Source organism: Oceanicaulis sp. (assembly GCA_040112665.1).
In the GTDB taxonomy this organism is placed as follows: Bacteria; Pseudomonadota; Alphaproteobacteria; order Caulobacterales; family Maricaulaceae; genus Oceanicaulis.
This window is the reverse complement of record CP157796.1, coordinates 1,237,918-1,250,588: the sequence shown is the minus strand read 5'-3', so window position 1 is coordinate 1,250,588 and position 12,671 is coordinate 1,237,918. Positions and strand designations below refer to the sequence as shown.

15 protein-coding genes and 1 tRNA gene are annotated in these 12,671 nt (G+C 66.3%); 3 read left to right on the top strand and 13 right to left on the bottom strand.

Annotated elements, in window-relative coordinates:
* Positions 1–75: 75 nt before the first annotated feature.
* From obgE to ABL308_05880, 4 genes are all read right to left on the bottom strand, one after another.
* On the bottom strand, positions 76–1,137 hold the full coding sequence (gene obgE / locus ABL308_05895) for a GTPase ObgE (GenBank protein XBQ17410.1): 1,062 nt from the start codon (positions 1,135–1,137) through the stop codon (positions 76–78).
* Between the two features lie 10 nt (positions 1,138–1,147).
* Positions 1,148–1,720: a GNAT family N-acetyltransferase gene (locus ABL308_05890; GenBank protein ID XBQ17409.1), complete on the bottom strand. Its 573-nt coding sequence runs from the start codon at positions 1,718–1,720 to the stop codon at positions 1,148–1,150.
* Between the two features lie 133 nt (positions 1,721–1,853).
* Complete coding sequence (rpmA, locus tag ABL308_05885) at positions 1,854–2,123, bottom strand: 50S ribosomal protein L27 (protein ID XBQ17408.1); 270 nt, start codon at positions 2,121–2,123, stop codon at positions 1,854–1,856.
* Between the two features lie 30 nt (positions 2,124–2,153).
* On the bottom strand, positions 2,154–2,816 hold the full coding sequence (locus ABL308_05880) for a 50S ribosomal protein L21 (GenBank protein XBQ17407.1): 663 nt from the start codon (positions 2,814–2,816) through the stop codon (positions 2,154–2,156).
* 231 nt (positions 2,817–3,047) lie between these two features.
* Between ABL308_05880 and ABL308_05875 the strand changes: the two genes are divergently transcribed.
* The 3 genes from ABL308_05875 to ABL308_05865 all read left to right on the top strand — a co-directional run bounded on the left by ABL308_05875 (position 3,048) and on the right by ABL308_05865 (position 4,318).
* Positions 3,048–3,137: transfer RNA gene (locus ABL308_05875), tRNA-Ser, on the top strand.
* 107 nt (positions 3,138–3,244) lie between these two features.
* Entirely contained in the window at positions 3,245–3,526 is a 282-nt protein-coding gene (locus tag ABL308_05870) for a hypothetical protein (protein ID XBQ17406.1), read from the top strand.
* Positions 3,527–3,715: 189 nt separating this feature from the next.
* On the top strand, positions 3,716–4,318 hold the full coding sequence (locus ABL308_05865; GenBank protein ID XBQ17405.1) for an XRE family transcriptional regulator: 603 nt from the start codon (positions 3,716–3,718) through the stop codon (positions 4,316–4,318).
* A 6-nt stretch (positions 4,319–4,324) separates the two neighbouring features.
* Here the strand turns inward: ABL308_05865 and ABL308_05860 are convergent, their stop codons facing one another.
* The 9 genes from ABL308_05860 to ABL308_05820 form a co-directional block, all read right to left on the bottom strand.
* On the bottom strand, positions 4,325–6,097 hold the full coding sequence (locus ABL308_05860) for a hypothetical protein (GenBank protein XBQ17404.1): 1,773 nt from the start codon (positions 6,095–6,097) through the stop codon (positions 4,325–4,327).
* Positions 6,098–6,100: 3 nt separating this feature from the next.
* Positions 6,101–6,400, bottom strand: coding sequence for a hypothetical protein (locus ABL308_05855; protein ID XBQ17403.1), 300 nt, complete (start codon positions 6,398–6,400; stop codon positions 6,101–6,103).
* 486 nt (positions 6,401–6,886) lie between these two features.
* A complete protein-coding gene (locus ABL308_05850) occupies positions 6,887–7,216 on the bottom strand; it encodes a hypothetical protein (GenBank protein XBQ17402.1) in 330 nt (109 codons plus the stop codon).
* 2 nt (positions 7,217–7,218) lie between these two features.
* Entirely contained in the window at positions 7,219–7,410 is a 192-nt protein-coding gene (locus tag ABL308_05845) for a helix-turn-helix domain-containing protein (protein XBQ17401.1), read from the bottom strand.
* A 67-nt stretch (positions 7,411–7,477) separates the two neighbouring features.
* Positions 7,478–8,338 carry a hypothetical protein gene (locus ABL308_05840; protein XBQ17400.1) on the bottom strand — a complete coding sequence of 287 codons (861 nt, stop codon included), beginning with the start codon at positions 8,336–8,338 and terminating at the stop codon, positions 7,478–7,480.
* A gap of 3 nt (positions 8,339–8,341) precedes the next feature.
* Entirely contained in the window at positions 8,342–9,589 is a 1,248-nt protein-coding gene (locus tag ABL308_05835; protein XBQ17399.1) for an integrase arm-type DNA-binding domain-containing protein, read from the bottom strand.
* A 499-nt stretch (positions 9,590–10,088) separates the two neighbouring features.
* Positions 10,089–11,789, bottom strand: a complete 1,701-nt coding sequence (locus ABL308_05830) for a recombinase family protein (protein ID XBQ17398.1) — start codon at positions 11,787–11,789, stop codon at positions 10,089–10,091.
* The gene (locus ABL308_05825) at positions 11,786–12,220 is read right to left on the bottom strand and encodes a DUF2924 domain-containing protein (GenBank protein ID XBQ17397.1); all 435 of its coding nucleotides are present in this window, start codon (positions 12,218–12,220) and stop codon (positions 11,786–11,788) included. The genes ABL308_05830 and ABL308_05825 overlap by 4 nt, the downstream gene beginning before the upstream one ends.
* Complete coding sequence (locus ABL308_05820; protein XBQ17396.1) at positions 12,220–12,645, bottom strand: DUF3489 domain-containing protein; 426 nt, start codon at positions 12,643–12,645, stop codon at positions 12,220–12,222. The genes ABL308_05825 and ABL308_05820 overlap by 1 nt, the downstream gene beginning before the upstream one ends.
* Positions 12,646–12,671: the final 26 nt, after the last annotated feature.

Below are 12,671 nucleotides of genomic sequence, written 5' to 3'. Positions count from 1 at the left end.
GCACAAGGGCCGCGCCGCGCCTGTAGCCTAACGCAGCCTCGATCGCCTCGGTTCTGAGCCCGGCCGCAGCCGCGCTCAAGGCGCCCAGCCCGTCTCGCCGCGCGCGGCTTTCTCGGCCTCGGCCTTGGCTTCGGCTTCCTTTGCGCGGCGCGCTTCGACCGCCTGCCAGATCCGGCCCAGAAGCGGTTTCACCCCGTCACCCGTCGCACCGGACACGCGGTAGACCTCTTTCCCGGTCAGCCCGGCGAGTTCGGCGGCGAGCTGGTCGACGGTTTCGGGATCGGCGGCGTCGGTCTTGTTCAGCGCCACGATCTCGGGCTTGTCGGCGAGCCCCGCCCCGTAGGCTTCGAGTTCAGACCGGACCACGCGGTAGGCGTCCAGCGGATCCTCGCCGGCCGCGTCGATGAGATGGACCAGAAGCGCGCAGCGCTCGATATGACCCAGGAACCGGTCGCCGATCCCTGCGCCCTCGTGCGCGCCTTCGATGAGGCCGGGAATGTCGGCCAGGATGAAGCGATTCGCATCGCCCATCTCCACCACGCCCAGATGGGGGTGAAGCGTAGTGAACGGATAGGCCGCGATCTTCGGATGCGCCCGGCTCGCCGCGCTCAGAAGCGTCGACTTGCCCGCGTTCGGCAGACCGATCAGGCCGGCGTCGGCGATCAGCTTCAGGCGCAGCCAGACCCAGCGCTCCTCGCCCTCTTCGCCGGGCTGGGACTTGCGCGGCGCCTGGTTGCGCGAGGTCTTGAAATGGGCGTTGCCCTTGCCGCCGCGCCCGCCGCGGGCGAGCAGGGCGGTCTGGCCCACCTCGGTGAGGTCGGCAAGAACCGTCTCCTGATCCTCGTCCAGGATCTGGGTGCCCACAGGCACTTCGAGCACCGCGTCCTCGCCGTCCCGTCCGGTGCGGTTACGGCCCGAGCCGTGAACCCCGCGCTCGGCCTTAAAGTGCTGCTTGTAGCGGTAGTCGATCAGCGTGTTCAGCCCCTCCACCGCCACGGCGATCACGTCGCCGCCCTCGCCGCCGTCGCCGCCGTCCGGCCCGCCGTATTCGACATAGGCCTCGCGCCGGAAGGAGACGCACCCCTGCCCGCCATGGCCGGATTTGACGAAGACTTTGGCTTGATCGAGGAACTTCATGGCTCTCGCCTTATACGGTCTTCGGCCCGATTTCGAGCGTCATGCCGCGATGGGGCCGCTTGCTGAGCGCGGCGGTGCAAAACTGCGGCTCGTCCTCGCCATTGTGAACGAAGCCGAGCTTTTCCAGAACGCGCGCCGAGGCAGGGTTGTCGGTGAACCAGCCCGCCTTCAGCGTCCGCGCGCCGCGCGCGGTCAGCGCCGCCACCATCGCACGGCCGGCTTCGGTCGCGTAGCCCTTCCCCCAAGCCGACGGCGCGAGCCAGTAGCCGAAGCCGAACCGGCCCTCGCCGCGCGCGCTCGCCCCGATCACGCCGAGCGGCGCGCCGGTCTCGCGCGCGACGATCGCGCTCACGAGATCGCCGGCGTTCAGCGCCCGGGCCCGCGCGGCGAGGATGAACATCTCCGCGAACAGGGCCGGGTTGGGGCTGGGCACGAGGGCGAGCTTGCCTGCGACCTCGGGCCGGCCGCTTTCACGGCCCACCCATCCCGCGTCGGCGATCTCGAGCGGGCGCAGGACGAGCCGGTCCGTCGTGATCGCCTGCGCGGCGTCGGGAGGCGCGAACGCCTCGATCTGGTCCTTCATGACAGCCTCCTGTCCAGGCTGGATGAAGGGGAGACGAAGAAAGGGGAGACGGCGATCCGTCTCCCCTTCGACTGTCCTTACCGGACCGGATCGCCCCCTGTCGGGTGAGGCGATCGCTGATGTCTCGATCGCCCTATTCGGCCGCCTCGGCGAGCGGGGCGACGTTGACGAAGGTCTTGTCGTCTTTCTTCTTGCGGAACACGACGCGGCCCTCGGTCAGGGCGAACAGGGTGTGGTCCTTGCCCATGCCGACATTGTCGCCCGGATAATACTTCGTGCCGCGCTGGCGCACGATGATGTTGCCCGGAATGACGTGCTGGCCGCCGGCCTTCTTCAGGCCGAGACGCCGGCCTTCACTGTCGCGGCCGTTGCGCGACGAACCGCCTGCTTTTTTGTGAGCCATGGTGGCCTCCTATCAGTTCGGTCGCGCGGCTTACTCGCCGGCGAGCTTCTTGGCTTCGGCGACCCAGTCGCCCTTTTCGGCTTTGGTCTTCAGACCGGAGATCTCGCCGTCCAGGCGCTCGATCTCGACGTCGTCCCACTTGGCGATCTGATCAAAGCTCGTCACGCCGGCGTCGTTCAGCTTGGTGGCGAAGGCGGGGCCCACGCCGGTCAGCTGGGTGAGGTCGTCGCTCTTGGCCTTGGCGGCGGCCTTTTTCGGCGCCTCTTTCTTGGCCTCGGCTTTGGGCGCCTCTTTCTTCGGGGCGGCCTTCTTCTCGTCGGCCTTCGGCGCGTCGGCGGTCTTGGCCGCCTTCGCCTTGCCCGAGAGCTTGGACTTCTCGCCCGGCTTCAGGATTTCAGAGACCGACAGCACGGAGATCCACTGGCGGTGGCCCTTCTTGCGGCGATAGTTCTGGCGGCGGCGCTTCTTGAAGACGAGGACCTTCTTGTCCTTGCGCACGTCCAGCACTTCACACGTCACCGCAGCGCCGTCGACGAGGGGCGAGCCCACCGTCGCGTCGCCGTCGCCGCCGAGCATCAGGACCTCGTCGAAGCTGACGACGTCGCCGGCTTCGGCTTCGAGCTTCTCGACGCGCAGCACGTCGCCGGGCGCGACGCGATACTGTTTGCCGCCGGTTTTGATCACCGCGTACATGGCTTCATCCTTCTTTTCCGGCCTTCCGTACGGCGTCAGCCGCCGGAGCCCTTTTTCTTCGCCGGTTCTATCCGATCCGGCGTTGTGAACAGCAAAACGCCCCGCCGAGACAGGCCCGGCGCGGGCGGAGCGCGGTCTATAGGCTCAGAGCCTTTGCAGAGTCAATGCGCGCGCGGCGCCGGACGGCCTTGATTTCACCCGCGCGATGGGCCAAACAGCGCGCTCCCGATCGGAGAGGTGCCGGAGTGGTCGAACGGGGCGGTCTCGAAAACCGTTGTGCCTTTACGGGTACCGAGGGTTCGAATCCCTCCCTCTCCGCCACAGCTCTAAACGATTTCAGGCGCTTGTGTGAATTCTGAAGTCTCTACCCACAACCCGACCCCCTATGCCTCCGCGGCTTAGGGGGCGAAGCGATTGGAGTAGAGACGATGCAGAATGGACACACCGCCACCGGCACGGCCGGATCGAGCCGCAGCGTTGGAGCCGGGACAGCTCCGGCGGTCGGCGCATATTCGGACCGGCTGGCGGCGATGGAGCTCGCCGCGATCCGTGCGGGCTATCTCAGTGAAGCGCGCACGCTGGCCGATCTTCGGGCCAAGCTGCTTCTGTTCCTGAAATTCGAGCGCGATCACCTGGACCCGGAACAGATCGAAGCCGTCGAGGCGATGCGCGCTGACGTGGAGCGGATCGCGAGCGCGGCCGGCGAATAGGCCCCCAGGGGGGGGTCAACGCTTCAGAGAAGGGGGCGGGGGGAAAATTCGGCGCCGGTTGGTGCAGGATATCTTTCCCACCCCCGACTTTTTGAGACCCCCACCCCAATTTGACGCCTTGCCGTATTGCCGACTGCAGCAAACGGCGGCGAAGGTGTCGATGTGTTTGAGGCGCTGGGAGCAATCCGCGTGGAAGAGGCGAACGAAAGACTTAAGCGCGCCCGGCGTGACGCCGGATACGACACCGCCGCAGCCGCCGCAGAGCGCTTCGGGTGGAAGCGGTTCACCTATTTCGCACACGAGAACGGCACGCGCGGACTGCGCAAGGACGCCGCCGAGCGCTACGCCAGAGCCTTCAAGGTTTCCGCCGCCTGGCTCTTAACTGGCGAGCAGCGCGGAGCCGTTCGTGTGCTTCCTCTGTCCGCTTCCGTTAGAGCCGGTGGAGAGCTGTGCGCAATGGACGATCACGCGAAGGGCGCGGGTCTTGATGAGGTCGAAGCGCCGCCGGGATGCCCGGACAACGCGGTCGCGGTCGTCGTGCGCGGCGATTCCTGCCGGCCCGAACTCAATCCCGGCGACACGCTGATCTACTGGCGCCACCTGCCCCCGGAGGATCTGCTGTTCCGCCGCGCCGTGGTCGCGCTCACCGATGGACGCCGGTTCATAAAGACCATCACGCCCGGATCGGCGCCCAGCCGGTTCACGCTGACCAGCCCCAACGCCTCGCCGCTCGCCGACCAGGACATAGAATGGGCGGCGCCGATCGAATGGATCAAGTCTGCGCCCATCTAGCCGAGGCTAGTTCGCGGGCGTCGTCTGCAACGCCTCCAGCGCCGCGCGCTGTCGAGCGTGCCAAGCCTCGTAGGCGTCGAGCTCGTTCTGTAAGCGGACCGCCTGGCGCTGCTGGTCCAGCGGAGCGCCGGGCTCAAGTGCGAGCTCCTCAATTGCGATCTCCGCGCGCTCTCGCCACGCTGCGAAGGCTTGGCCGCCTTCATGCGCGCCCGGCGGCGCGCCGGCCGCCTCGATCAAGGGCGCGGAAGGTGGCGGGATTTCCCGACCTCTGAGGGCGGCGAACCGGATTGCAGCCTGGCGGACTTCGTAGCTGGGCGCGTCGGGGTTCCGTCGGCGCCAGTCGATCAGGTCGTTCATGGCGGCGTCCTCGGCCGTGGCCAGCGCCTGGCGATCGGTTGCGCCGTCCATCCATCCCCGCTCAAACGTGGCCTTGATCGCATCGACGCCGCGCTCCATTCCGTCCTCGCGCAATTCCAGTGCTTGGGACAGGATCGCCTCGCGGTTCGCTGCAGTGATGCTCCCAGCGCCGACGGCGGCCAACGTCATGCGCTCAAGATCCTCCACTGGAACCGCCAAATCACGCGCCTCGTCGTAGAGGCTCGCTAGGAGACCTTGATCCACCTCGTTATCGCTGGCGCTGGCGTTCAGCGCGTTCACGGTCGTGCGAAACTCGGATGCCGAAATCAGCCCCGCGTCCGCGTAGCGCTGGAGCGCGTCGACCTGCAGCGGGTCGACCGGCTGCCCTTCGGCGCGGGCGCGCGTCACCGCGTTCAACAGCCCCCGCGCCTCGCTCTCGGCGACGGCTCGCGCCCGCGCGTCCTCCCGGTTTCGCTCGGCCGCGATCAGATCGAGCCGGCGCTGCGTGTTCGCCACGCGGTTGATAAGCCGCGAGCGCTGCGCGATCCGGTCGTTCGGGCTCAGTTCCTGACCGGCCAGAAAGTCCTCGACGAACGCCAGGGCGGCGGCCTCGCCCTCGGTGCGCAGAACCGCGTCGACCTCGTGATAGACCAGCGATTCCCGCCCCGAACTCGCCAGACCGTCGAGCGCAGCCGCGCCCTGCTCGGCGCTCCATTCGTACTGCGGGCTTTCAACCAGGATCGAGATGACGTCCTGCGCTTCGGCCTGCGCCTCGCGGAACGCCGCCGTCGTAGCGAAATCCGGCCCCTGCTCTGCAAAGCCCGACGTGATTCGGGCGTCAACGTTTTCCAGCCGAAGCTCAAGCGCCTGGCGCGCTTCACTCGTGTCGTTCGCCCGCCGCTCGTCGATCACAGCCAGCTCCAGATCGTCGATCTGAGCGTTCATCGCCAGCTCGAGCTCGGGCTTAAACGCGCTGTCCACCCCGCGCAGATAGCGGTCGCGCCACTGCCGCGCCGCCGCCCGGAACTGGTCGGGCTGGTAGGCGTGCTCCCGGCGCAGATCGGCCAGCGAGCGCTCGGCCTGGTTCATGGCCCGCGCCTGCGTCAGCTGCTGCAGGGTCTGGTTATAGACCGCATCCTGCCGGGAAATGACGCGCCGCATGGCCGGGCTGATCGGCGCGTCCTCTTCCGCTTCGTCGGACGCCGCCTGATAATCCTCGCGGGCCTTGCGGCGCGCGCGGTCGTCGAGCATCGGCTGCAGCTCGCGCCGCATGTCCCGCGACGCCTGGGCGAGCGCCGAAAACGCCGACCCCATCGCGTCGCCCGCGCTGGGATTGGCCTGCTGCACCGTCGGCGTGCCGCGCGACGGGGTGACATCGGGAAGGCCCGGAAGGCCCGGAAGGCCGGGAAGGCGCTGGGTCATCGGTTAATTACCAGAGATAGAAGGGGAGAACAGGTCCATGCAGAAGCGCGCTAGCTCGCGGCGGTGCGCTTCGATTTCTTCAGGCGAGCCGTCCAGTGAGCCACCCCGCGCGAAAATCTCGCTTGCAAGTCGTCGGTCCGCCAGCTCATCGCAAATGTCGGTCGAAAGCATCTCGTCCAGCCGTTCGAAGTCGGACTTAAAGAGGGCCGCCATCCGCGTTTCCATCCATCCTGCCCCCACTGCAAAGCCGAGAACGCCTCCCATAACGAGCGCGGCTATTCTGACCCTGTCCTCGTCGCCCATGCCGGTCTCCGTGCACATGTGTCCCGCCTTCCCTTAGCCTCTCACACGCGCGCGCGAGGACAAGGCGCAGGTTTCCTTTCCGCTTCGCCTCCCCTCCCGCTCTCGGCGCACGGAAGGATCACAGGCGGGGTGTTCACGACGCGTATAGCCAGGATGCGTTTTCTCGAGCGCCACCTCGCCTCCCCGCGACTGTTTCGCCGTCGCCACGTCACTAGGGGGTCGTCGTCCTGGTTTTCCCTCAGGCGCACCCACGCCAGTCGGGGGATCGGAAGTCCGGCGGCTGTCCTCTAAACCGCCGGCAAAGTGCTCCCGCGTCAGTCGGCGCTTTTGGGAGCGGGAGCGCCGCGAACCGTCCGGGCAGTTTTGACTTGCATGGGGACCGGTGTTGCGGTAGTGCAACAGTGTCCTTGGTCGCGGATTGGGGACTTGCCCGTCGAAACCAACCCGCTTCCGAAGCGCCCCCGCTGACACGGGGGCGTTTCTGCTTCAGGAGACGGCTGAATCCGGCTCGGCCGAACGCACTGGGAGTGAGCTCGGCGCCGGGCGCATGGGCTCGACCGTCTGGACGTCGGAAAGGGTGATGAGCGCAAGGCCGTCTTCGCGGCCCCATTCGACGCGCACGCCGGCGCGCTGGACGTTCAGAAGCGTGCTGGGAAGGTCGTCGCAAAGGCGCGCCGCGGTCTCTTCCTGCAGTCCTTCAGAGTGCTCCAGAAGCGCGCGAAGAAGGCGCGCCGGGTTACGCGAGAGCGCGGCCTGGAAGGTCGAGCCGTTTGGCTCTGAGACCCTGAACAGATGGATTTCCTTCAGCGAGGCCATGATCACCCCACCTCAGGCAGCGCGGCGAACCAGGCGTCAGCGCTCTCGACCGGGATGAGGGTTCGGCCGCCCACTTTGCGAGCCTCGATCTCGCCGCGGCGAATGAGATTGTAGACGGTGGCCCGGGAGAGGCTGAACGCCTCGCTGAATTGGCGGACGGTGTAGGCGCGACGTTCGGAAGGGGCTGCGCTCATAGCTGTCGGCTCCACGCTTGATGACCGTGGACAGCCTGCCCAGCGTCTGCGCTGGGCCATAGCAGCGTTATTTTTGGCGTAGGACGCGAGCGGCCTTTCCAAAGCCACCAGCCTTCACGATTCCGCGCCATCTGACGGGCTCGGCCCAGTGAGCGGTAAGCTCTGCGCTGGCGTCATCCAGGACCGCATAGAGTGAGTGGCGCAAGCGCGGGGCGCTCGGATCGGCGTCGGGATCTCCGATGTCGCGCGGCGGATGGGGGCTGCGCGCGGTCCATTCTTGATAGATCGGGCCGGCGACCCTCAACAGTGACTGCAGGAAGGTGGACCCGCCGGCTGGCAGGCGGAGACTCTTCGCCTCTAGGCTTACCCCGGCGACGGCATGGATCGCAGCTCTGGCCTCCTCGTCGACGGTCGGTTCGCGTCGATACCGCGCCAGCCTTCGCCCGACCGTCAGAAGGTTCGGCCCCGTCCAGCCCGCGAGGCGCATCTCCTTGGTGATCCATTGAAGCGCCCGAAAGCGCCAGTGGTCCGGCGCCGAATTACGAGGGGTCGCGATCATCTTGCCGAGCTGGCGGTAGGCGCTGCGGTCATCAATTACCGTCTGTCCGCGCACGATCTTGCGCGCCGCGCTGATTATCGGCTCACCAATCGCCCGCAGCTCTGTGGCCGTGGGCTCGGGAAGGCCGGTCGAGGCTGAGAAGAAAAACTCCAGCTCTCGCGCGAACGCTCTGGCTCGTGCAGCGCGCTTCTGCGGCGAGAGTGTGGGCGCCTGTCCTGATCGTCGCGCCGCGTCCAGGCGCGCGCCTATCCATGCATTCACCGCGCGCCGGCGGTCCTTCTCGGTGACGGTGTCAGGGTCGATGGATCGGGGACACAGCCGGCGCCCGACAAAGACGCCGCCGCCCAAATCAGCTTTCGGCCGGGGCATGGTTCAGCCGACCAACCGAAGCGCCTTGCCTTCGCCCTTGCAGAAGCGCGCCCATGCGTCCATCAGCGCCCGTCGCTTCTCGATCAGGTCGCTGCGCTGGTAGGCGGCCTCCACCTTATCTCGTTTCACGTGCGCGAGGGCGCGCTCTGCGACCTCGGGCGGGAAGCTGGTCTGTTCGGCCGCCCAGTCGCGGAATGTGGAGCGGAAGCCGTGCACGGTGATGCCGTCGCGTTTCATCCTTCTGAGAAGCGCGGAGAGCGCCGCGTCGCTGAATTGGCCCCCTTGGGGCGCGGGAAACACTAAAGCCTCTGTGCGGGCGTTTTTGACGCGGGAAAGGACATTCTGAGCGGCCTCGCTCAACGGCACACGGTGTGCCTTGCCGGCCTTCATGCGGTCGGCCGGAATGATCCACTCACCGCGCTTCAGGTCGATCTCATCCCAGCGCGCGCCGCGGACCTCGCCGGAGCGAGCGGCCGTCAGGATCAGGAACTCCAACGCCAGCGCGGACCAGCCCTCGCGCTTTTGCAAATCGCTCATGAAGGACGGCAATTCGTCATAAGGGAGCGCCGGGTGGTGGCGGACGGCCTGGGCCTTCTTCGGGCTCGGAAGCCGGGCGGAGAGATTGCCCCTCCACCGCGCCGGGTTCTCGCCTTCGTAAAGCTCCTCGGCCCGCGCGGCGTCGAGTATCCGCTCGATCCTCCCGCGGACCCTGGAGGCTGTTTCCTGCTTGGTGGTCCAGATCGGCAGGAGAAGATCGAAGATGTGAGCGCGGGTGATCTCGTTCACGAACAGATCGCCGATGTGCGGATAGGCGTAGGTGGCGAGCGTGTTTCGCCATTGCTGGCGGTGCTTCGGATTGCGCCATTCGCCTTCGTTGTTCTCCAGGAAGCTTTCCGCGACCTCCTTGAAGGTCTTCCGCGCCGCGGCGGCTCGCGCCGCTTCCTCGCGTTCTCGGCGCCGGTGCTCGATCGGATCGACGCCTTGGCGCACCAGCTTGCGGAAGCGCTCTGCCTCCTCTCGGGCGGCTGCGAGAGATATCTCCTTGAACGAGCCGAGGCCCATCTCGCGCTGTTTCGCGCCGGGGAAGGCGAGCTTGTAGCGAAAGAGGTAGGACCGGGCGCCGGCCTTCGTGATCTGCAGGTAGAGGTTCGGCCCGGCCCGGTGACGGCCAGGCTGATCTAGCGCCGCGACCTCCTTGAACGTAAGCTCTCTGCGCCTGCGGGACATGGCCGTTCGCTCCTGTACCCACAACGTTACCCACAATACATAGTGGATATAGAGCGCACGAGATAGACACAGGTGGACAGAAAATGGGCCTAAGCCCCTGTCCTAATTGACGGGTAGAGACAGCGCTAGACGGGGGTAAAGGGGACTCCCTCTCCGCCAGCAATCTACCCTGATATTCCAGTAAACTGGCACCGCCCGGAATTGCCCCGCACTTCCGGGCGTTAGCGCGCGTGCGCGGAACAGAGACTCTTGTCTCTACCCAGTTCGAGCCCGAACTCGCGCCAAAGTCTCCAATGACCAGTCCGGGCAGATCGGTTAGCCTGTTTTCCCTGAAAACCCCCAATATACAGGCAAATCCAACAAAAAAGCACCGATCTGCCGATCGGCGGGTGCGCCTTACACGATATATTTCATTGACTTAGGGGAGATTTCCCTGCGCGACGAACAGGGAAATGGTTATCCCTGATCAGCGCGCTTTCAGGGAAAGGTATCGGCGAGAACAGCGATCCAGGGAAAATCACTCTCAGCTATTAAATCCGAGCCTCTCGGCCTGGCGATCCCAGTCGAGCGGGATGTCGGTCTTAAGCAGCTTGTGGGCGGTGAGTTCGGGCGGCTGGTGGCCTTCAAGGATCGCGGCGGTGATAGCAGGCGACAAAAGTGCGAGGCGGATGCGCTGGCGCACCGGCGCATCGGTCCATCCATAGCGCCGGCCGATCTCGGCCATGGACGTGCCGGCGCGAACCTCGTCGAGCCATGCCTGCGCGGCCGCGAGCATGCGGATCAAGGTGTTGTCGCGAGCCCGCTCGGACGTGCCGGTGACCAGTTTCATCTCCACCCCGCGCCGGCGGATCGTAAACCCGGTCTCGAAGGCGAGCTTATCTGCGTCGACCTTGCCGGGCGCGATGTCCAGCATCTTCGCTAGTCCGGCCCGGCTCAATGTGATCGCGAGCGAACCGGGCGCGACGAGGATTCTCTCGGTGATCTCGCGCAAGGGGCCCTTGGCGAGATCGCTTTGAAGCGCCTTTGTCAGGCTGTTGATCCTATCCGCGACCCGGAATAGCTGTGTGGGCTCGTCGCTGGTGGTGAGGCGCTCGCCGGTTTCGATCAGATGCTCGATGACCGCTCCGGCCACAGCGCGCTCGAGTTTGGCGGCCGGTAGGCGCCAACCGGCGGGATCATCGGCCCGGTCTCGGGCCTTGGTTCTGATGAGGCGCGTGGAGACATAATAGCGGATCCGCCGCTTCGAGGAGCCATCACGCCGGCTTGAGGTGGCCGAGGGCGTGAGCCGATCGCCGGTTTCGTCATAGACCCGGCCCGCCAGGGGTGAGCGGTCCTTCGGTTCTGCAAGCTTGCCGGTGTTGTCATCACGGCGACGCTTGCGCCTGGCATGGGCCTGCAGCTTCTCCTGAACACGCTCCCAGAGGTCAGCATCTATGATGGCCTTGTGCTGGCCTTCATAGACCTCCCCCTTGTGACGGATCAGGCCGCGATAGACCGGATTGGTGAGGATGAAATGGACCTGGCCGTGGGAAAGCGGCTTGCCTCCGAATCTCCGCCCGCTGCGCTCGAAGGTGCGCACTTTCGAGACGACGCCCCGCGCCTTGAGGGTCTCGGCGACGTCCTTGAGGTCTTCAAGCTCGTCATAGAGCGCGAATATCGTGCGCACGGTGGCGGCCTCGCCTGCGTTCACCACCAGGCCCCGCTCTGGCTCGCGGCGCACGTCATAGCCCAGCGGGACCATGCCGCCCATCCACATCCCTTTCTTCTTCGAGGCGGCGATCTTGTCGCGGATCCGCTCGCCGGTGACCTCGCGCTCGAACTGGGCGAAGGAGAGCAGGACATTGAGGGTGAGCCGGCCCATGGAGGTGGAGGTATTGAAGGCTTGGGTCACCGAGACGAAGGAGCAGCCGGCCTTATCGAAGCGCTCGACCAGCCGAGCGAAATCGGCCAGCGAACGCGTCAGACGGTCGATCTTGTAGACCACGACCATGTCCACCCGGCCGGCATCGATATCGGCGAGCAGGCGCTGAACCGCCGGTCGATCGAGCGTGCCGCCTGATACGCCGCCATCGTCATAGCGCTCTGTCAGCAGTTTCCAGCCTTCATGGCGCTGGGAGGCGATATAGGCTGCACAGGCCTCGTGCTGGGCATCGAGCGAGTTGAACGCCTGATCGAGCCCCTCTTCGGTGGATTTGCGGGTATAGATCGCGCAGCGCATCGTCATCGCGCCTTACCTTTCAGCCCGAAAAACCGCGGCCCGGACCAGCGCGTGCCGGTGATGGCCTTCGCGATCGCGGTCAGGGACCGCCAGCTCTCGCCGCGATAGACAAAGCCGGTCTCGGTCACATCGACCGTATGGCTGATCCCGTTCCATTCGCGCACCAGGCGGGCGCCGGGCTTGAGCTTTGGAGTGGAGGGCTGCGGCGCATCGCCGGCGCGGATCTTTGCAAGTCTGGCCCTCACCCGCTGGGTTAGGCCACCGCGCCGTGCGGCCTGCAGATCGTAAGCCAGCAGCCGGGCCAGGAGGGCCCGGCTCATGCCGGCGGGCGGGTCGGCCGCGAACGCAGAGCGCCAGAGATCGGCCAGCTCGTCGCGAGACCGGTCGGGTAGGCGGTCCAGATCGAGGTCGATATCCCTCACAGAATCGCGCGCCATCACGCGGCTGCCTTCAGGCGGTAGCGCGCCTGCTTTGCGCCCTCGGCTGGGGCCATCTTCTCGATCTCATGGCCCGCCTTTCGAAGGCCGGTCAGAGCCGCACGAGTGGTATGGGGCTGCCAGCTAAGCTCCGCGGCGAGATCAGCGATGGTGACGCCTGTCTTGGCGCCTAAAAGCGCGATGAGCCGGGCTTTCTTGGTCGGTTGCCGACCTGGTTCGGCGGGAGCGAGTATCGCCGCGCCGATCTCAGTCAGGCTCAGCGTCTCGCCTGCAACCGCGATCAACGCGCGGCTGGCGAGATGGTCGATATGGGCGTTCAGCGCCCCGGCTTGGGAGGACACCGACAGGGCGTCGCGGTGGATCGGGCCTCCAGCCTCATCAAGGGCGGTGAGGATCTCTGTGTGGGGTTTGGTGAGTTCTGACATGATCGCCTCTGGTTCGGGCCGGCGCG